This is a genomic window from Lentzea chajnantorensis (assembly GCF_054300775.1).
The window spans coordinates 8506516-8526598 of the sequence record NZ_JBSDZT010000002.1 but is presented as its reverse complement, the minus strand read 5'-3'; the positions used below and the strand labels follow the sequence as shown (position 1 = coordinate 8526598).

Genomic DNA, 20083 nt, shown 5'->3' with positions numbered 1-20083 from the left:
TCTGGTTCGGCAGCACCGGAGTTGCGAGATGCGCAACATCACCGCGACTGGTTCGGACCGTTGTCGCACGTGTGCGGCTGGCCTAGGATCGTCCGGTCCGCGTTTTCGTGACGGTTGGGGATAAAGTGGGGTTCTTAGCGCGCGAACGCACGATCGCGCCTCCCGGTTGGAACCGCTGGCTCGTTCCGCCCGCGGCTCTCGCGATTCACCTCTCCATTGGCCAGGCCTACGCCTGGAGCGTCTTCAAGACGCCGCTGGAGAAATCGCTGGGCATCACCGGGACGCAGAGCGCCCTGCCCTTCCAGCTCGGCATCGTGATGCTGGGCCTGTCGGCCGCGGTGCTCGGCACGACCGTGGAGCGCCGCGGACCGCGCTGGGCGATGTTCATGTCGCTGGTGTGCTTCTGCTCCGGCCTGCTGATCTCGGCCGCCGGCGTGTGGGCCGGCCAGTACTGGGTCGTCGTGGCCGGCTACGGCCTCGTGGGCGGCATCGGCCTCGGCATCGGGTACATCTCGCCGGTCTCGACGCTGATCAAGTGGTTCCCCGACCGTCCGGGCATGGCGACCGGCATCGCGATCATGGGCTTCGGCGGTGGAGCGCTGATCGCCTCCCCGTGGTCGACCTCCATGCTCACCGCGTTCGGCAACACCTCGACCTCGGGCATCGGCAAGGCCTTCCTGGTCCACGGCATCGCCTACGCGGTCTTCATGACCGTCGGCGTGCTGCTGATCCGCCTGCCCTCCAAGGAGTTCGAGGCGGCGAAGGCCGAGCTGGCGAAGGACCGGCCGAAGGCGGTCGTCCCCCACAACGTCTCGGCGAACAACGCGATCAAGACGCCGCAGTTCTGGCTGCTCTGGGTCGTGCTGTGCTTCAACGTCACCGCGGGCATCGGCATCCTGGAGAAGGCCGCGCCCATGCTGGTCGACTTCTTCAAGGAGTCGTCCACGCCGGTCGCCACGGCGGCCGCCACCGGTTTCGTCGCGCTGCTCAGCGCCGCGAACATGGCCGGCCGGATCGTCTGGTCGTCCACCTCGGACCTGGTGGGGCGCAAGAACATCTACCGCCTCTACCTGGGCGTCGGCGCACTGCTGTACCTGCTGCTGCTGACCATGGGCTCGACCAGCGTCCCGCTGTTCGTGATCGGCGCGATGGTGATCCTGTCGTTCTACGGCGCGGGCTTCGCGACCGTCCCCGCCTACCTGCGCGACCTCTTCGGCACCTACCAGGTCGGCGCGATCCACGGCCGCCTGCTCACCGCGTGGTCGGTGGCAGGCGTGCTCGGGCCGCTGATCGTCAACGCCATCGCGGACGCGGGCAAGAAGGCCGGCCACACCGGACCGGACTTGTACGCGACGTCGTTCTACATCATGATCGGCCTGCTGGTCGTCGGTTTCGTCGCGAACGAGCTGATCCGCCCGGTCGACCCGAGGTTCCACGAGCCGAAGGCCGCGGCCGCGGTGCCGGCCACCGGGGACGCGGCAGGTGACCAGACCACCGTGGCCAGGTGGAACGAGGCCGAGGCTGCGGACACCGCCGCCGAGAAGGCCGAAGACGCGGACAAGTCGGAAGGCGTGGTGCAGAAGTGAGCGCGGAAGTGAACTCTGCCCAAGGGGAGAAGTCGCAGCTGCTGTTGCTGGTCGGCGCGTGGCTGTGGGTGGGCATCCCACTCGCCTACGGGCTGTACCGCCTCTTCCTGAACGCGGCGAAGCTCTTCGTCTGAGCCGATGTTCACCACGCTCGTCAACTGGCGCAACTGGCGCCTGCCGGTGAAGCTCGCCGCGGTGTTGATCGTCCCGGTCACCATCGCGGTGGTCTCCGGCGTCCTGCAGATCCAGTCGCACATGGAGCGGGCCGACTCCTACGCCGCACTGCAGCGGCTGGAGAAGGTCCGCACCGCGCTGATCCCGGTCGTCGAAGGCGTCCAGGCGGAACGGCGGGTCGTCGCGGAAGGCGGCGGCCAGGACGTCCTGCGGGACCAGGTCCGCCGCACCGACGACGCACGGGAGGCGTTGCGCACCGCCATCGGGAAGGCCTCGCTCAGCGAGGTCGTCACCGCGCGCATGAACGACGTCGAGGCCAAGGTCGCCCGGCTGCCCGCGCTGCGGGAGCAGACCTCCGACGTGCCGGCCGCGGTCAAGGAGTACACCTCGCTGACCGAGTCGATGCTCGACGTCGACGAGGTGCTCGCGAGCGACTTCGGCGACCCGGCGCTGTCGAAGACCGCGATGGGCCTGCACCACGCGCTGCACGTGCAGGAGGAGGTCCTCTACCAGCAGGCCGTCGTGCTGTCGGGCCTGGACCGAGGGCTGCTCGCGCAGGCCGAGGTGCGGTCGCTGGTCGAGTCGAACGTGAAGCTCAGCTACATCGCCGGCCAGTTCGCCGCGCTCGCGACGCCGGAGCAGCTGAACTCGTACTGGCAGGGCTTCAACGGTCCCGACATCGAGGCCCACCGCAAGATGCTGAGCGCGGCGCTGCTGCACCCGACCTCGGACTCCGCGGCGTCCGGCGGCGCGCGGCCCAGGCCGTTGCCGATCGCGGCCGCGGACTGGACGAAGGCCTCCGGGGCGGTCGCCGAGTCGCTCGACGGCGTCGTCCGCGGCCTGCAGACCGACCTGCGCGACACCGCGAACCGGCTGCGCGACGAGACCAGCGACGCCGCGGGTGCCGCGTCGGCGCTGCTGTTCGCGAGCCTCATCCTGGCCGCGACCGTCGGGTTCGTCGTCGGCCGCTACCTGCTGCGCTCGCTCAACGCGCTGCGCCGCTCCGCGCTGGACGTGGCCTGGGAGAAGCTGCCGGAGATGGTGGCGACCGGGCGCGGCACCACCGAGGTCGAACCGGTGCCGGTGCACACGACCGAGGAGTTCGGCCAGGTGGCGCGCGCGTTCGACGCGGTGCACCAGCAGGCCGTCCGCTCGCTCGTGGAGCAGGCCGGTCTGCGCGCGAACATGCGCAACATCTTCGTGAACCTCTCGCGGCGCAGCCAGAGCCTCGTGGAACGCCAGCTCAGGCTGATGGAGGAGCTGGAGAAGTTCGAGGAGGACCCGGAGCAGCTCGCGAACCTGTTCAAGCTCGACCACCTGGCCACCCGCATGCGCCGCAACAACGAGAACCTGATGGTGCTCTCCGGTGGTGACGTGGCCAGGCGCTTCACCCGCCCGATCCCGCTGACAGACGTGCTGCGCGCGGCGGCCGCGGAGATCGAGCAGTACCAGCGGGTCGTGGTGCACACCGCGCCCGGTGCCGAGGTCGTCGGCTACGTGGCGAGCGACCTCGTCCGCCTGCTCGCCGAGCTCCTCGACAACGCGACGGCGTTCTCGCCGCCGCACACCCGGGTCAGCATCAGCGCGTCCATCGAGGCCGGCGACATCGTGCAGATCGACGTCGTCGACCAGGGCATCGGTCTCGACGCCGAGGCGCTGGGTGCCGTCAACGGCCGGTTGGAGGCCGCCGGCGAGGGCGCAGACGTGCAGGTGTTCCGCGAAATGGGACTTTTCGTCGTCGGCAGGCTCGCGGCGCGCCACCAGATCGTGGTACGTCTCGATGCGAAACAAGGCAAGGGGACTCGCGCGATCGTGTTGGTTCCCGCCGAACTGGCACCACGGCGGGACGAGTCCTGGGAGTCTTTCCGCGGGGAGGCGATCGAGGAGCAGACGTTGCAGACGCCCATGCGCGTTCCTGGACAGCACGCGTCCTGGTTCGCCGCACCCGCTGCGAGCACCCCGCCGCCCCCCGCACGCCAGACGCCCGAGTCGGCCCGAGGCTTCCTCGACGCCTTCCAGCGCGGCGTGCAGAAGGGCCTTCCCGACCGGCAGGAGAGTCGATGAGCACGCAGGTGGACCAGTTCGGCTGGCTGGTCACCAACTTCGCCGAACGCACGCCCGGCATCGAGCACGCGGTGGTGATCTCCGCCGACGGCCTGGTGCTGGTCTCGTCCTCGAAGCTCCCACCGGAGTCGGCCGAGCAGTTCGCGGCGATCGTCGCCGGCGTCGTCTCGCTCGCCGAGTCCGCGTCCTCGTGCTTCGCGGGCGAGGCCGTGGTGCGCACGGTGGTCCAGATGGACCGCGGCGTCATGCTGCTGATGTCGATCAGCGACGGCTCGGTCCTCGCGGTGCTCGCCGCCGCCGGCTGCGACGTCGCGCAGGTCGCGTACGAGATGACGGTGGTCGTGCGGCAGGTGGGTCAGCTGCTCACGCCGGAGCTGCGGGCAGAGCTGGCATGAGCGGCGACGACGATCAGCAGGTCAGCTTCGGCGACCTGATGAGCGGCTTCAGCCTGGACAGCGACCGGATCAGACGCCGTGGCCGCAAGCACAGGGCCAAGCGGGAACCCGCGCCCGAGCCGGTGGCGGAACCGGACCGCCCCGCACCGCCGGTGTTCCCCCGGCCCGACCTGTACGCCCAGCCGGACCCGTACGCCACGACGGTGTTCGAGCCGGTGCCGCCGCTGCCGCCGATCGAGTCGGCGTCGATCGTGCGCGCCTACGCGTGGACCGGTGGCCGGACCACCTCCGAGGTGCACCTCGAGATCGAGACGCTGGTCTCGGTGAACGAGCGGTCGGTGACCGCGGTCCGGCCGGAGCACCAGGAGGTGCTGGCGCTGTGCTCGCAGCCGCGGTCGGTGGCGGAGATCGCCGCACTGCGCGGCCTGCCCCTGGGCGTCACGAAGGTGCTGCTCGGCGACATGGCGGGCCACGGCCTGATCGACGTGCACCGCACCGCGTCGTCGTACGGCGACGACCGTCCCGACGGCGCGTTGATGGAACGCGTGCTGGCCGGCCTGCGCCGCCTCTGACCCTCCTTGCCGACGGCATCTGCAAGTACCACCAACCCTTGATCAAACCGCCGCTGACTACCACCAACTTGTTCGCCGTGCACCGAACCTGGCCGGGCGCGGCGGGGAGCCGGAAGCGCTGTTGGTAGTAGAAAAGTGCTGGTTGATGTTGAGTTGGTGGTACTTGCAGATGCGGGGGCGGGCAGGGGGTCCGCTACGGTCGGGGGGCCGGGCGATCTGTGGGGAGGGGCCGTGGAGTTCCAGGACGTCGTGCGCAAGCGGCGCATGGTGCGGAAGTTCACCGACGAGCCGGTCAGCGACGAGAGCCTGCGGCGGATCATGCGCAACGCGGTGCGCGGGCCGTCGGCCGGGTTCTCGCAGGGGCAGGGGTTCCTGGTGCTGCAGGGGGAGTCGCTGCGGCGGTTCCGGGAGCGGTGCCAGGTCTGGGCCACCGACGACACGAAGGCCGCGCCGGTGCTGGTGGTGCCGATGTCGGTCAAGGACACCTACCTCGACCGGTACGCGCAGCCGGACAAGGGCTGGACCGACCGCAGCGAGGACCACTGGCCGGTGCCGTACTGGCACGTCGACACCGGCATGGCGGCGCTGCTGATCCTGCAGACTGCGGTCGACGAGGGACTGGGCGCGGTGTTCTTCGGGATACCGCGGGAGGAGTGGCCGGCGTTCCGGGCGGAGTTCGGCGTGCCGGACACGCACGAGCCGATCGGAGCCATCGCCATCGGGCACCCGGCGGAGACCGAGGTGTCGCCGGGGGCGTCGCCGCGGACGCGGAAGCGTTCGGCGTTCGAGGAGGTCGTGCGCTGGGGGCAGTGGGGGTGACGACGGCGTTCCGGCTGCTCGGGCCGCTGGAGGTCGTGCTCGGCGGACGGCACGTGCACGTGCCACCGGGCAAGCGCCGGGTGGTGCTGGCCGCGCTGCTGGTGCGGGTGCGGCAGGTGGTCGGGGTGGACGAGCTCGTCGACCTGGTCGGCGGTACCCGCAACGCGCTGCAGACGACGGTCGGACGGCTGCGGGAGGACCTCGGCGACCCGGAGCTGATCAGGACGCGACCGGGCGGGTACCTGCTCGACGTCGACCCCGCCGAGGTCGACCTGCACCTGTTCGGGCACGCGGAACCGGAGGTGGCGCTGGGGTTGTGGCGCGGGCGGCCGTTCGCCGACATCGGCAGCGACCGGCTGGAACGCGACCACGGGCCCGCGCTCGTCGAGACCCACCTCGCGGCGCTGGAGGCGCGGATCGAGGGGGACCTGCGCCGGGGCCGGCCCGAGCAGCTGGTGCCGGAGCTGCGGGCGCTCACCCGGCAGCACCCGGTGCGGGAACGGATGTGGGCCCAGCTCGTGCACGCCCTGCACCGCAGCGGCCGGCCGGCCGAGGCGTTGCGGGCCTACGAGGAGGTGCGCCGCAGGCTCGCCGACGAGCTCGGCGTCGATCCGGGCGCCGAGCTGCAGCAGGCGCACCAGCAGGTGCTGCGGGCGGACAACCGGCCCAGGGCGCGCAACGACCTGCCGGGCGACATCGCGGACTTCGCCGGACGGCAGGACGACCTGGACCGGGTGCTCGCCGCGGTGCCGCCGGGGTGCGTGGCGATCACGGCGATCGACGGCATGGCGGGCATCGGCAAGACGACGCTCGCGGTGCGGGCGGCACACCGGCTCAAGGACCGGTTCCCGGACGCGCAGCTGTTCGTGGACCTGCACTCGCACACCGACGGCGTCGAACCGCGCACGCCGCTGGACGCGTTGCACGCGCTGCTGACCGCCCTCGGGGTGCCCGCGAGGGACGTCCCGGACGAGCTGGACGCGCGAGCGGCGCTGTGGCGTGCGGAGATGGCGCACCGCAGGGCGTTGGTGGTGCTGGACAACGCGGTCAGCGCGGCGCAGGTCCGGCCGCTGCTGCCGGGCAGCGGGCTGGTGCTCGTCACGAGCCGGCACCGGCTGGTGGACCTGGACGCGGCCCGCACGATCTCGCTGGACGTGCTGCCAGAGCAGGACGCGCTGGACCTGCTGACGGGCATCGTCGGCCCGCGCGCCGGCCAGGACCCGCGGGCGGCCCGCGAGATCGTCCGGCTGTGCGGGTGCCTGCCGCTGGCGGTGCGGATCGCCGGTGCGCGGTGGCGGACGCGGCCGGCGTGGACCGCGCAGGACCTGCGGCGCCGGCTCGGCGAGCAGCGGCTGACCGAGCTGGCGGCGGGGGAGCGCAGCGTCGCGAAGGCGTTCGCGATGAGCTACGACCAGCTCACCGGCGAGCAGCAGCGGTTGTTCCGGCTGCTCGGGCTGCACCCCGGCGACGACTGGGACGCGTCCCTCGCCGCCGCGCTGATCGGCACGACCCGGCCCGACGCGGAACGGTTGCTGGACGCGCTGCTGGACGCACACCTGGTGCAGCAACGGGACAACGGCCGCTACCGCTTCCACGACCTGCTGGCCGACCACGCGAAGGCGAGCGTCCTCCCGGACGAACGGGAGGAGGGCGTCGTGCGCGTCCTCGACCACTACCTGCACAACGCCGCCGCGGCGGAGGTCCTGATGTCGCCCGGCAACCCGCGGATCCCGCTGGCGGTGCGGTACCCGCCGCTCGACCCGCCGCCGCTCGCGAACGCCCGCCAGGCCGCGGCGTGGCTCGACACCGAGCGCCGCAACCTGCGGGCCGCCGTGTACCTGGCCGCCTACCAGGGCCACTACGAGCACGCCTGGCAGCTGCCGCACCACCTGTCGCAGTACCTGCTGAACCGCGGCCACGGCCGTGACCGCGTGGAGGTGCACAGCCTCGCGCTCGCCGCCGCGTACCAGCTCGGCGACCTCCGTGCCCGCGCGGAGGCGTTGAAGGGCCTGGGCAGGGCGCACTTCGCCCGTCCCGGTGGCAACCCGGCCGAGCACCTGCACGCGGCGCTCGACCTCATGCGCCAGATCGGTGACGTGCGCGGGGAGGCCTCGGTCCTCGGGCTGCTCGGCATCACCGCGCGGGAGGCGAACGACCTCGACGCGGCACAGGGGCACTTCGAACGCGGCCTGGAGCTGATGCGCCAGGTAGGTGCGCCCACCGGTGAGGCGAGCGCGCTGCACCACGTCGGCGTGATGCACGCGCTGCGCGGCGACAACGACCGGGCCATGACGCACATCAGGGCGGCGCTGGCGCTGCTGGAGGAGCACGGTGACCGCAACCGGGCCGCGATGGCGTTGCAGGACATCAGCTTCGTGCACTACAACCTGGGCGACGACGACGAGTGCGTCGCCCACCTGGAGCTGTCGCTCGCGGCGTTCCACGAGGCGGGCGACTGGCGCGGTGAGGCGTTCGCGCGCACCGACTTCGCCCACACCGCGCTGGAGCTCGGCAGGCCGGCCAAGGCGCTGGAGATGGCACGCACGGCGGCGGCGTTGTGCCGCACCGGAACCGGGCTGGCCGACGACGACGCGGTGCTGCGCGGCCTGGTCGACGCCGAGGACGGCTACGGCGAGCTTGGCCTGTCGTTCGCGCTGGCCATCGCGGCCGAGGTCGAGGGACGGCTGCACGACGCCGTCCGGTACGCGCGGTGGTGCGTGGCCGCGATCACGCGGTCCGGCCGCCACTGGGCCGGTGACCGCGTGCTGGGCCAGCTGTGCCGGCTGCACGCGGCGCTCGGCGACCACGGGACCGCCGTCGCCTTCGGGGAACGGGCGGTCCGCGCCGCCGAGGGCCTGAACCAGCCCAGGGCGGTCGCCGTCGCCCGCGCGCTCCTCGCCGCGGCTACAACCACAGCCCCAGCAGCACCAGCGCGGTGACGGCCGCGGCCACGACCGCCACGGCCACCCACTGCTCCACGACGTCCCTCGTCCTGCGCATTCCCGGCTCCCCTCGGTGGTGTGGCCACCGAGGGTGCGCGGCACCGCCCACACCTCGTCCCCACCGCGGTCACACCGGCTCACCCGGCGGAACGGTGGTGACGGGACTGCGTGCGCGCAGTGGTGCGCTGAGTGTGCGCCGTGAACGTCCGGTTGATCTGATCGGGCGACGTCCCACCGCCAAAGTGTGGATCAAGGTCGCACCATCTGGCGCCGTCGGGCACCGGACTGGTTGCGTTCGGGGCATCACGTCCACCGCGCGGAGGTCCCACGCCCATGCAGCCGTTCCAGCTGCCGGAGTTCTACACGCCCCACCCGGCCCGGCTGAACCCGAACCTCGAACGCGCCCGCGTCCACACGCGGGCCTGGGCGCGCGAGATGGACATGGTCGACGCGCCGCAGCACGGCACGGTGATCTGGACCGCCGCTGACCTCGAAGCGCACGACTACGCGCTGCTCTGCGCGTACACGCACCCCGACTGCGACGGGGAGGCGCTCGACCTGATCACCGACTGGTACGTCTGGGTCTTCTACTTCGACGACCACTTCGTCGAGCTGTACAAGCGCACCAGGGACGTCCCGGGCGCGCAGGCCCACCTCGACCGGTTGCCGCTGTTCATGCCGGTCGACGGCCACATCACCGCACACCCGGCGAACCCGGTGGAGAAGGGCCTCGCCGACCTGTGGCGCCGCACGGTCGGCCGGCACTCGCTCGACTGGCGGGAGCGGTTCGCCGCCAACACGAAGCACCTGCTCGACGAGTCGATGTGGGAGCTGCACAACATCAGCGCGGCCCGGCTCGCCAACCCGATCGAGTACGTGGAGATGCGCCGCAAGGTCGGTGGCGCACCGTGGTCGGCGAACCTCGTCGAGCACGCCGTCGGCCTCGAGGTGCCCGCGCGCATCGCGCTGTCCCGGCCGATCGGCGTGCTGCGCGACACCTTCAGCGACGCCGTGCACCTGCGCAACGACCTGTTCTCCTACGAGCGCGAGGTGCTCGACGAGGGCGAGCTGTCCAACGGCGTGCTGGTGTTCGAGAAGTTCCTCGGCCTGTCCACCCAGGCCGCCGCGGACGCCGTCAACGACCTGCTGACCTCGCGCCTGCACCAGTTCGAGCACACCGCGCTCACCGAGGTGCCGATCCTGCTCGACGAGCACGGCATCGACCCCGTCGGCCGCGCGGCCGTCCTGGGTTACGTGAAGGGCCTGCAGGACTGGCAGGCGGGCGGTCACGAGTGGCACCTGCGGTCCTCGCGGTACATGAACTCCGGTCCGCCGCCGCAGCTCGGCGTCCTGGGCTCGTTCGCCAAGACCCTGCCGCAGCGGCTCCGGCAGTTCTCCAGCACGCCCAGGGTCGTCGAGCCGTACGCGCTGCCGGCGTTCGAGGTCCCGTTCACCCTCTCCCTGGCACCGCACCTGGACCAGGCCCGCGACCAGGTGGTCGCGTGGGCGGTCGAGCAGGGCATGACCGGTGAGGGCGTCTGGGACGAGGCCCAGGTCCGCGGGTTCGACTTCCCGCTGTGCTCGGCGGGCATCGACCCGGACGCCACGGCGCAGGAGCTGTACCTGTCCGGCTGCTGGCTCACCTGGGGCACCTACGCCGACGACGCCTACCCGCTGTGGTTCGGCCGGACCCGCGACCTGCTCGGCGTGAAGACGCAGACCACCCGCCTCAAGGCGTGCATGCCGGTCGACCTCGTGCAGACCGTGGTGCCCGCCAACGCGATGGAGCGCTCGCTGGCCGAGCTCTGGCAGCGGACCGCGGCGCCGATGAACCCGGCCTTCCGCGCCACGTTCCGCCAGACCGTCGACGCCATGCTCGACGCGTGGGTGTGGGAGGTGGTCAACATGCACCACAACCGCATCCCGGACCCCGTGGACTACGTGGAGATGCGGCGCAGCACGTTCGGCTCCGAGCTGACGACGTCGCTGTCCCGCTTCTCGCACTCCGCGATCGTTCCCGAGCAGCTGTGGCAGACGCGGGTCGTGCAGACGATGGAGCGGTCGGCCATGGACTACTGCACGATGCTCAACGACGTCTTCTCGTACCGCAAGGAGATCCAGCACGAGGGCGAGGTGCACAACATGGTGCGCGTCGTCGAGAACTTCCTCGGCGTGCCGCAGAGCCGTGCCTTCGAGCTGACCTACGCGCTGATGGACGCCCGGCTCGGCCAGTTCGTGCGGTCCGTCGAGACCGACCTGCCGAAGATGTTCGACGACCTGGCCCTGGACGCCGGTGCGCGAGCCGGCCTGACGCGGTACGCCGACGAGCTGAAGGACTGGATCGCCGGGATCATCCACTGGCACGAGGAGACCAGCCGGTACGACGAGGCCGGCGCGCTGCCGGTGGGCCGGCTCCCGGTCTTCCACCGCGGTCCCACCGGTCTGGGCACCGCGGCCGCCCGGCTCACCTCCCGAACGCCGGGCTGAGCCCCCGGTCAGCCCCGGTCAGCCACTGACAGCCGTTGGTCAGCCCCCGGTCAGCGCACCCCGCCACGGTGTGCGCATCGGCCACTCCACAGGGGGAGCACCATGACGAACGTCCTCATCTCCGGCGCCAGCATCGGCGGTCCGGCGCTGGCCTACTGGTTGCGCCACCACGGCTTCGACGTCACCGTCGTCGAACGCCACCGCGGCCTGCGCCCCGGCGGCCAGGCCGTCGACGTCCGCGGTCCTGCGCTCGACGTGGTGGAGCGGATGGGCCTGGGGGACCGGTTGCGGTCCATGACCACGGGCATGCGCGGCATGAGCGTGGTCGACGAGGAGGGCACCGAGCTCCACCGCTCCACCGAGCACACGCTGACCGGCGGCGACCTCGCCAGCCCCGACGTCGAGGTCATGCGCGACGACCTGGCCCGCCTGCTGTTCGACGCGGTGGAGGGCGTCGAGTACCTCTTCGACGACACCATCACCGCGATCGACGGCACCCGCGTCACGTTCGAGCGGGCCGCCCCGCGGGACTTCGACGTGGTCGTGGGCGCGGACGGGCTGCACTCGAACGTCCGGCGGCTCGTGTTCGGGCCCGAGGCGCAGTTCGTCCGCCACCTGGGCACCAACCTCGCCGTGTTCACCGCGCCGAACTTCCTGGGCCTCGACCACTGGCAGGTGTTCCAGCAGGGCGAGGTCGTCGGCGGCGGGGTCATGAGCGCCCGCGCCAACGCGGAGTGCCGGGTCTACATGGGGTTCTACGGCGAGGTGGACTTCGACCACCGCGACGTCGAGGCCCAGCGGCGGCTGGTGGCGGAGAAGTTCGCCGACGCCGGGTGGGAGTGGCAGACCGCGCTCAAGCACATGTGGGAGGCGCCGGACTTCCACTTCGACGCCATGGCGCAGGTCCGGATGCCGTCCTGGTCGCGCGGCGGCGTCGTGCTGCTCGGCGACGCCGGCTACTGCGGTTCGCCGTTGTCCGGTCAGGGCACGAGCTTGGCGCTCGTCGGTGCGTACGTGCTGGCTGGCGAGCTGAGCGTGAACCGCGAGACCGCGTTCCAGCGCTACGAGGAGCTGCTGCGCCCGTACGTGACGGCCAACCAGGACATGGCGCTGAAGAACCAGGCCAACGGCGGGCAGCCGACCGAGGAGTTCGCCGCGGTCGTGAGCTCCTTCCAGCTCCCCGGCCGCTGATGGCCCGGCTCACAGCCATTTGACTCGGGGTGATCCCTCCCGCACGATCGGGTGGACAACAGCATCCGCACGCCGCGGGGGAAGCCGGTGGAACTCCGGCGCTGACCCGCAACGGTGACAGTCCGAATGCCCGTGGCGCGCGGTGGCTCCATCGACCCGTCGAGGACAGCGGGGCAGGGGGAAGAGCAGTGATCCGGACATCCGCGCTGGCCGCAGTGGTAGCGGCCGCGCTCGTCGTGACACCGGCCGCTCAGGCGGCCGAGCCGCCGTCAGCGGGAACGTGGCTGGCCGGCCAGTTCGTCGGTGGCGACCACCTGGTGAAGGGGCCGGACCTCGTCGACCACGGCCTGACCGCGGACGGCGTCTACGGGCTCGCGGCCGCCGGTGTCGGCCGGTCGACGGCGGTGCGGGCCGCGGCGTGGCTCGCCGAACCCGAGCAGTTCCAGTACTTCGCGGGCGACGGCGAGGCCGAGTCCTACGTCGGTGGCCTGGTGAAGCTCGCGCTGGTCGCGCAGGCGCTGGGCACCGACCCGCACGCGTTCGCCGGTGCCGACCTGCTCGAACGCCTTGCGGCGCTGCGGGAGGAGTCCGGCCGCTACCGCGACCGCACCGACCCCGACTACGACCAGACCAACGCGTTCACGCAGGCGCTGGCGATCATCGTGCTGACCCGCGCCGACCAGCCGGTGGCGCAGCCGGTCGCGTTCCAGGTGTCCACGCAGTGCGCTGACGGCGGGTTCCCGATCTCGTTCGGGCAGCCGGTCTGCAAGTCCGATGTGGACGCGACGGCGATCGTGCTGCAGGCGTTGCAGGCGGCGGGGGAGCCGACGGCGTCCGCGCGGGCGCTGGACTGGCTGGTGGCGCAGCAGAAGGCGGACGGCGGGTTCCCGTCGGCGTTGCAGGGCTCGAACGCCAACAGCACCGGCCTCGCGGTCGGCGCGCTCGTCGAGGGCGGCCGGACGGCGGCCGCGGACCGGGCCGTGGCGTACCTGCGGTCGTTGCAGGTCGGCTGTGCCGGACCGGAGGCCGCTCGCGGCGCGATCGCCTACGACAGCACGGGTTTCGAGGTCTACGGCGCCGTGCGCGCGACCACCCAGGCGATGCTCGGCCTGGCCCGCAAGGGCCTCGCCGACGTGTCGTTCGCCGGTGCCACGCCCGGTGTGCCCGCGGTCGACTGCGCGACCCCGCCGACCACCACGCCCCCGTCGACCACCGCACAGCCGACCGTGCCGCCGACGACGACCGCTCCGGTGACCACCTCGTCGACGGCCACCCCGGTCGCTCCCGCGCCGGCCGGTCCGACGCCCCCGGCCACTCAGCGGCTCGCCGCGACCGGCCCCGAGGAGGCCGTCGCGCTGACCCTGCTCGGTTCCTCCGCGCTGCTCGCCGGCGCCGTGCTCGTCCTCGTGTCCCGTCGTCGGAAGGTTGGTGCGTGATGCGCCGCATCCTCGCTGTCCTCGCCCTGGTCGCGAGCTCGTTCGTCGTCGCACCCGCCTCCGCCGCGGACTGCGCGGGCGTGAAGGTCGTGGTGGACTTCACCGCGCTGGGCGGCGGCGTCCAGACCGGCTGCGCTCCCGGCGACCCGGCCACCGGTCTCGCCGCGCTGACCGGCGCGGGCTTCACGTACTCGTTCGTGCCGCGCCAGGCCGGTTTCGTGTGCCGGATCAACGCGCTGCCGAACCCGTGCACCGCGCCCACGACCAGCGCCTACTGGTCGTACTGGCACGCCTCGCCCGGCGGTTCCTGGGCCTACAGCTCCGCGGGTGCGGGCAGCTACGACCCGGCGCCCGGCAGCGTCGAGGGCTGGGCGTTCGGTGCCGGCACCGCCCCCGGCGCCACCCCGTGACGAGGTTCTTCTGCGTGCTGGCACTGGTGATCGCCGCGGCGGTCCCGGTGCCGGCTCAGGCGGCGGGCTGTGACGGCGTGACCGTCGTCGTCGACTTCCGCGGTCTCGGCGGTGGTGTGCAGCAGGGGTGCGCGGCGGGCAGTCCGGGTTCCGGGGTGGCGGCGCTGGCGGCGGCCGGGTTCAGCTACGCCTACGCGTCACGGCAGCAGGGGTTCGTCTGCCGCATCAACGGCAGGCCGGGCACCGACACCGACAGGTGCGTCACCACCTCGCCCGCCACCGCGTACTGGTCGTACTGGCACGCCTCAGCCGGTGGTTCGTGGTCCTACAGCAACCAGGGCGCGGCGACCTACGTGCCGGCTCGCGGCAGCGTCGAGGGGTGGGCGTTCGGGGCGGGGGAGCAGCCGGGGATCGCCCCGCCGGCCGCACCCGCCCCACAGCCACCGGTCCAGCAGCCGCCCGCTCAGCAACCGCCTGCCCAGCAGCCTCCGGCCCAGCAACCGCCCGCACCGCCGCAGGTCCCCGTGACCCCGCCTGCCGGGCAGCCGTCCACCACTGCACCGCCCCCGTCCTCTGCCGCGACGACTTCGGCGTCGGCTTCGGAGCCGTCTTCGAGCACGTCCGCCGCTGTGACCTCGGCCGCGGTCGAGGAGAAGGCGCAGCAGCAGGACCGGGAGCCGGGTAGTCCGTTGTGGACGGTGCTCGGCGTGCTGGCGATCGGCGCGCTGGTCGTTGCGGGACTGCTCGTGGCCCGTCGCCGGCGCAGCGCGGAAGAGTGAGCGCTCGGCGGGGGTCCGCGGCGTGAGGCTCCACTCCGGCGCGTGGTGGCTGTGGGCCCTGGGCCTGGCCACCGCCGCCAGCCGCACCACGAACCCGTTGCTGCTGGGCCTGGTCCTGGCGGTGGCGGGGGTCGTGGTCGTGACGTGCCGCGCGAACACGCCGTGGGCGGGAACCTATGGCGTGTTCCTCAAGTTCGGGCTGCTGGTCATCGGCCTGCGGGTGCTGCTGCACGTGGTCCTCGGCGGCATCGCGGGCCCGACGACGTTGTTCACCTTGCCGCAGGTCCCGTTGCCGGACTGGGCCCAGGGCATCCGCATCGGCGGACCGGTGACCGCGGAGGGGCTGGTCTTCGCGCTGTACCAGGGGTTGTTGCTCGCCACGATCCTGAGCTGCGTCGGCGCCGCGAACGCCCTCGCCAACCCGAAACGCCTCCTGCGCTCCCTGCCCGCCGCGCTGTACGAGGTGAGCGTGGCCGTGGTGGTGGCGCTGACCGTTGCGCCGCAACTGGTGTCGTCGGCGCGTTCGGTTCGCAAGGCCCGTCAGCTGCGCGGTGACACGGCCCACGGCGTGCACGCGATCCGCACGCTGCTGGTGCCGGTGCTGGAGGACGCGCTGGAACGCTCGCTCGTCCTCGCCGCCTCCATGGACTCGCGCGGCTACGGCCGCACCGCCGGCATCTCGCGCCGCGACCGCGCGGTGACCGGCGCACTGGTCCTGGCGGGCCTCTTCGGCCTCTGCATCGGCACGTACGGCCTGCTCGCCGACGCCTACTCCGGTTGGCCCCTGCTCGCGCTCGGCGTGCTGCTGGCCGTCGCGGGCCTGCTGGTCGGCGCCCGCCGGGTGCCGCGCACCCGCTACCGCCCCGACTGCTGGACCCCGCGCGCGGTCGCCGTGGCGCTGAGCGGCGTGGCGAGCGCCGCGGCACTGGTGCTCTCGACCGACCCGGCGCTGTCGCCGGCGACGGTCCCGCTGCAGGCACCCGAACTACCGCTCGCACCGGCGCTGGCCGTGCTGGTGGCGCTGGCACCGCTGGGGATCGCGAGGGAACGATGATCAGGTTCGAGGACGTCACCATCACCTACACCGGCACCCCGGTGCTCACCGGCCTGTCCGCGGAGATCCCCGAGGGAGAAGCTCTGCCTGGTCGTCGGCCGCACCGGCGCGGGCAAGTCGACGTTCCTGCGCGCGATCAACGGCCTCGTCCCGCACTTCAGCGGCGGCACCCTGGAGGGCCGCGTCCTCGTCGACGGCCGCGACACCGCCCACCACCCACCCCGCGAACTCGCCGACGTGGTCGGCTTCGTCGGCCAGGACCCGCAGGCGGGCTTCGTGGCGGACAACGTCGAGGACGAGCTGGCCTACTCCATGGAGTCCCTCGGCCTGCCCGGCGACGTCATGCGCAAGCGGGTGGAGGAAACCCTGGACCTGCTGGGCATCGCGGACCTGCGCGACCGTCCACTCGCGACCCTGAGCGGCGGCCAGCAACAACGCGTCGCCATCGGCGCCGCCCTCACCGCCCACCCGCGCGTCCTGGTGCTCGACGAACCCACCTCCGCCCTCGACCCCGGCGCCGCCGAGGACGTCCTGGCAGCCGTGCAACGCCTGGTGCACGACCTCGGCATGACCGTCGTGATCGCCGAACACCGCCTCGAACGCGTGGCCCAGTACGCCGACTCCGCGCTGCTCCTGCCGGGCGGCGAGCTGGGGGACGTGGGCGCGACCCTGGCCAAGGCCCCGGTCGCCCCGCCCGTGGTGCGCCTGGCGCAGCTGGCGGGGTGGACGCCGGTGCCGGTCTCGGTCCGGGACGCGCGCCGCATGGCCAAGGACTTCAGGGCCCGGCTCACCGAACCACCTGCTGCAACGGCACCACGCGGTGACACCGCCCTTGCGGTCGACCAGGTCGTCGTCAAGTACGGCGACGTCCACGCCGTGCGCAACGTTTCCCTCCAGGTCGCGCACGGCGAACGCGTGGCGCTGATGGGCCGCAACGGTTCCGGCAAGTCCACCTTCCTGTGGGCCGCCCAGGGCAGCGGCCGCCGCACCTCCGGCACCGTCACCGTCGCCGGCACCGACCCGAAGACCCTCAAGCCCGCCGAGCGCCGCCGCACCGTCGCCCTGGTCCCCCAGCAGCCGAGCGACCTGCTCTACCTGGAGACCGTCGCCGACGAGTGCGCCCAGGCCGACCGCGAGTCCGGCCGCCCCGCGGGGACGTGCCGCGCGGTGCTGGACGGACTGGCCGACGTCCCCGACGGGACGCACCCGCGTGATCTGTCCGAGGGGCAACGGCTCGCGCTCGTGCTCGCGGTCATGCTGACCGGCACCCCGCGGGTGTTGCTGCTCGACGAACCGACCCGCGGTCTCGACTACCCGGCCAAGGCCGCGCTCGCGCGGGTGCTCGCAGGTCTGGGGAGCGCGGTCGTCCTGGCCACCCACGACGTCGAGTTCGTCGCGGAGTTCGCGACGCGCGTGGTGGTGCTGGCCGACGGCGAGGTCGTCGCGGACGGGCCCGCGCGTGCGGTGGTCACGTCGTCGCCGGTGTTCGCGCCGCAGGTCAGCAAGGTCCTCGGGCCGTGGTTGACCGTGGAGGAGGTCGAGGCAGCGCGATGATCGCCCTCCGCACCCGCTCGGCCGTCGCGCTCGCGATCTCCGGGGTTCTCGGGCTGGCCGCGTTCACGTGGCCGTTGTTCATCGCGCCGACCAGTGACCTCGCACGTGGTGGTGACGCGCCGTGGACGTTCGCGTTGCTGCTGCCGGTGGTGCTGGCCGTGGTGCTCGCGGAGATCAGCGACCGCGGCATGGACTCCAAGGCGGTCGCGATGCTCGGCGTGCTGTCGGCGCTCGGTGCCGCCATCCGGCCGCTCGGTGCGGGCACCGCCGGCATCGAGACGGTCTTCTTCCTCATGGTTCTCGGCGGGCGGGTGTTCGGGCCGGGGTTCGGGTTCGTGCTGGGCAACACGACGTTGTTCGCCTCCGCCCTGCTGACCGGCGGCGTCGGGCCGTGGCTGCCGTACCAGATGCTCGGCGCAGCCTGGGTCGCGCTCGGGGCCGGGCTGCTGCCGCAGTGGCGCGGCAAGGCGGAGATCGCGCTGCTCGCCGGGTACGGGGTGGTCAGCTCGCTGGTCTACGGGTTCCTGCTGAACCTGTCGTTCTGGCCGTTCGCGGCCGGCGAGGGCACGAGCGTCAGCTTCGACCCGGAGGCCTCCGCCGCGCAGAACCTCGTGAAGCTCGCCGCGTTCACCCTCGCCACCTCGCTCGGCTGGGACCTCGGGCGCGCCGCCACCACCGCCGTGCTCGTCGCGGTGACGGGGCCGGTGCTGCTCAGGACGTTGCGCCGGGCGGCGCGGAAGGCGGCCTTCCTGCCCGGTCGCGACCGGGCAGGAAGGCGGCCTTCCTGCCCGGTCGCGACCGGCCGGAATTGGCTCAGACCATTGACGGCAATCGGGAGGTGTGACCACCCTGTGAGTCGGGCCGCCGCCCCCGACTCGGAGGAGGAGTCGTGAGAACTCGTGTTCTCGCCGCGGTCATCACCGTGACCGCCGCGCTCTCCGTCAGCGCGCAGTCGCAGGCCGCGGAACCGTTGCAGGGCCTGGTGCCGGTCCCGGTCTCCGTGCAGGCACGTGCCGGCGTCACGCACGCGCTGACCGCCACCACCAAGGTCTACACCGCTCCGGCGGCACGGGACGTGGGCGACTTCCTGGCCGGCGTGCTGCGGCCGTCGACCGGATTCGCGCTGCCGGTGTCCGACACGACCGGCACGCCCGCCGACGGCATCGCGCTCCTGCTCTCCGGTGCGCCGGGCACCGTGGGGCAGCAGGGGTACCAGCTCGACGTGGCCGCGTCCGCGATCACCATTCGCGCCAACACCTCCGAGGGTCTGTTCGCGGGTGTGCAGACGTTGCGGCAGCTGTTGCCCGCCAAGGTGGAGAGCACGACCGCGCAGCCCGGTCCGTGGACCGTGCCGGGTGCGTTGATCGTCGACCACCCGCGGTTCTCCTACCGCGGCGCGATGCTGGACGTGGCACGGCACTTCCACCCCGTCGCCTCGGTCAAGAGCTACCTCGACCAGCTCGCGCTCTACAAGATCAACTACCTCCACCTGCACCTGAGCGACGACCAGGGCTGGCGGATCGTGGTCGACAGCTGGCCGCGGCTCACCTCCCACGGCGGCAGCACGCAGGTCGGCGGCGGCCCCGGCGGCTTCTACACCAAGGCCCAGTACAGCGAGATCGTGCAGTACGCGGCGGCCCGCAAGATCACGGTCATCCCGGAGGTCGACCTGCCGGGCCACACCAACGCGGCGCTCTCCTCGTACGCGGAGCTCAACTGCACCGGTCAGGCCCCGCCGCTGCGCACCGACATCGAGGTCGGCTACTCCTCGTTGTGCGTCAGCAAGGACATCACCTACAGGTTCGTCGACGACGTGGTCCGCGAGATCGCGGCGCTGACCCCCGGCCCGTACTTCCACATCGGCGGCGACGAGGCGCACGCGACCACCGACGCCGACTACAAGGCGTTCATGGACCGCGCCCTGCCGATCGTCAAGAAGTACGGCAAGACCGTGCTCGGCTGGCACGAGTTCGTGAAGACGACGACCGACACCGCCGCGATCCCGCAGTACTGGGGCACCTCCACGGCCAACGCGACGGTGCAGGCGGCGGTCGCGCGCGGCAACAAGGTCGTCATGTCGCCCGCGAACAAGGCGTACCTGGACATGAAGTACAACTCCAGCACGCCGATCGGCCTGACGTGGGCGGGCCTGATCGAGGTCCAGACCGCGTACGACTGGAACCCCGGCACGCACCTGAGCGGCGTCCCCGAGTCCGCCGTCCAGGGCGTCGAGGCTCCACTGTGGACCGAGACGGTCGCGACCTCGAACGACGTCGAGTACCTGGCGTTCCCGCGGCTCGCGGCGATTGCCGAGCTGGCCTGGTCGCCGTGGTTGACGCACAGTTGGGACCAGTTCAAGGTGCGCCTGGGCAGCCACGGCCCGCGCTGGACCACCATGGGCATCAACTTCTACCGGTCCGCCCAGGTCCCGTGGGACACCGGTGGCCCTGGGCCCGGCCCGTGCGCGGAGCCCGCGTGGGACCGCGACAAGGCCTACAGCGGCGGCAACGTCGTTTCGCACGGCGGCCACAGGTGGATCGCGCAGTGGTGGACGCGGGGCGAGGAGCCGGGAACCACCGGGCAGTGGGGTGCGTGGCGCGACGGCGGCGTGTGTTGAGCG

General features: G+C 72.3%; 14 protein-coding genes, 2 pseudogenes and 1 riboswitch. All 16 genes and pseudogenes read left to right on the top strand.

All coding sequences use genetic code 11. The features are described from left to right. Positions 1–125: 125 nt before the first annotated feature. Positions 126–1442: pseudogene (locus ACVDFE_RS40830) on the top strand (OFA family MFS transporter); the annotation flags it as partial. A 140-nt stretch (positions 1443–1582) separates the two neighbouring features. Continuing rightward, complete coding sequence (locus ACVDFE_RS40825) at positions 1583–1720, top strand: MFS transporter small subunit (RefSeq protein WP_360398039.1); 138 nt, start codon at positions 1583–1585, stop codon at positions 1718–1720. 4 nt (positions 1721–1724) lie between these two features. Continuing rightward, entirely contained in the window at positions 1725–3824 is a 2100-nt protein-coding gene (locus tag ACVDFE_RS40820; protein ID WP_360398041.1) for a sensor histidine kinase, read from the top strand. Next, the gene (locus tag ACVDFE_RS40815; RefSeq protein WP_360398043.1) at positions 3821–4219 is read left to right on the top strand and encodes a roadblock/LC7 domain-containing protein; all 399 of its coding nucleotides are present in this window, start codon (positions 3821–3823) and stop codon (positions 4217–4219) included. Before ACVDFE_RS40820 ends, ACVDFE_RS40815 begins: the two co-directional genes overlap by 4 nt. Continuing rightward, on the top strand, positions 4216–4791 hold the full coding sequence (locus ACVDFE_RS40810; RefSeq protein ID WP_458434162.1) for a DUF742 domain-containing protein: 576 nt from the start codon (positions 4216–4218) through the stop codon (positions 4789–4791). The genes ACVDFE_RS40815 and ACVDFE_RS40810 overlap by 4 nt, the downstream gene beginning before the upstream one ends. A gap of 231 nt (positions 4792–5022) precedes the next feature. Continuing rightward, the gene (locus ACVDFE_RS40805; protein ID WP_360398047.1) at positions 5023–5610 is read left to right on the top strand and encodes a nitroreductase family protein; all 588 of its coding nucleotides are present in this window, start codon (positions 5023–5025) and stop codon (positions 5608–5610) included. Next, positions 5607–8549: a BTAD domain-containing putative transcriptional regulator gene (locus ACVDFE_RS40800; RefSeq protein WP_458434161.1), complete on the top strand. Its 2943-nt coding sequence runs from the start codon at positions 5607–5609 to the stop codon at positions 8547–8549. The genes ACVDFE_RS40805 and ACVDFE_RS40800 overlap by 4 nt, the downstream gene beginning before the upstream one ends. Before the next feature lie 336 nt (positions 8550–8885). Beyond that, on the top strand, positions 8886–11039 hold the full coding sequence (locus ACVDFE_RS40795) for a terpene synthase family protein (protein WP_458434160.1): 2154 nt from the start codon (positions 8886–8888) through the stop codon (positions 11037–11039). A gap of 102 nt (positions 11040–11141) precedes the next feature. Further along, positions 11142–12230 carry an FAD-dependent monooxygenase gene (locus tag ACVDFE_RS40790; RefSeq protein WP_458434159.1) on the top strand — a complete coding sequence of 363 codons (1089 nt, stop codon included), beginning with the start codon at positions 11142–11144 and terminating at the stop codon, positions 12228–12230. Between the two features lie 68 nt (positions 12231–12298). Beyond that, positions 12299–12370, top strand: a riboswitch (adenosylcobalamin-variant (AdoCbl-variant) riboswitch). Between the two features lie 48 nt (positions 12371–12418). Continuing rightward, on the top strand, positions 12419–13666 hold the full coding sequence (locus ACVDFE_RS40785; protein ID WP_360398055.1) for an LPXTG cell wall anchor domain-containing protein: 1248 nt from the start codon (positions 12419–12421) through the stop codon (positions 13664–13666). Next, the gene (locus ACVDFE_RS40780; protein WP_360398057.1) at positions 13663–14076 is read left to right on the top strand and encodes a hypothetical protein; all 414 of its coding nucleotides are present in this window, start codon (positions 13663–13665) and stop codon (positions 14074–14076) included. Before ACVDFE_RS40785 ends, ACVDFE_RS40780 begins: the two co-directional genes overlap by 4 nt. Before the next feature lie 14 nt (positions 14077–14090). Further along, the gene (locus ACVDFE_RS40775) at positions 14091–14855 is read left to right on the top strand and encodes a hypothetical protein (RefSeq protein ID WP_458434158.1); all 765 of its coding nucleotides are present in this window, start codon (positions 14091–14093) and stop codon (positions 14853–14855) included. A gap of 22 nt (positions 14856–14877) precedes the next feature. After that, positions 14878–15909, top strand: a complete 1032-nt coding sequence (locus ACVDFE_RS40770) for a CbiQ family ECF transporter T component (RefSeq protein WP_458434157.1) — start codon at positions 14878–14880, stop codon at positions 15907–15909. After that, positions 15906–17463: pseudogene (locus tag ACVDFE_RS40765) on the top strand (ABC transporter ATP-binding protein). Before ACVDFE_RS40770 ends, ACVDFE_RS40765 begins: the two are co-directional and overlap by 4 nt. Next, complete coding sequence (locus ACVDFE_RS40760) at positions 17460–18356, top strand: ECF transporter S component (protein ID WP_458434156.1); 897 nt, start codon at positions 17460–17462, stop codon at positions 18354–18356. The pseudogene ACVDFE_RS40765 and the gene ACVDFE_RS40760 overlap by 4 nt, the downstream one beginning before the upstream one ends. Continuing rightward, the gene (locus ACVDFE_RS40755) at positions 18353–20080 is read left to right on the top strand and encodes a family 20 glycosylhydrolase (protein WP_458434155.1); all 1728 of its coding nucleotides are present in this window, start codon (positions 18353–18355) and stop codon (positions 20078–20080) included. Before ACVDFE_RS40760 ends, ACVDFE_RS40755 begins: the two co-directional genes overlap by 4 nt. Positions 20081–20083: the final 3 nt, after the last annotated feature.

Coding starts and splice junctions, on each gene's coding strand:
- ACVDFE_RS40820 (WP_360398041.1), top strand. CDS start 1,725: ATGTTCACCACGCTCGTCAACTGGCGCAACTGGCGCCTGCCGGTGAAG.
- ACVDFE_RS40815 (WP_360398043.1), top strand. CDS start 3,821: ATGAGCACGCAGGTGGACCAGTTCGGCTGGCTGGTCACCAACTTCGCC.
- ACVDFE_RS40810 (WP_458434162.1), top strand. CDS start 4,216: ATGAGCGGCGACGACGATCAGCAGGTCAGCTTCGGCGACCTGATGAGC.
- ACVDFE_RS40795 (WP_458434160.1), top strand. CDS start 8,886: ATGCAGCCGTTCCAGCTGCCGGAGTTCTACACGCCCCACCCGGCCCGG.
- ACVDFE_RS40790 (WP_458434159.1), top strand. CDS start 11,142: ATGACGAACGTCCTCATCTCCGGCGCCAGCATCGGCGGTCCGGCGCTG.
- ACVDFE_RS40760 (WP_458434156.1), top strand. CDS start 17,460: ATGATCGCCCTCCGCACCCGCTCGGCCGTCGCGCTCGCGATCTCCGGG.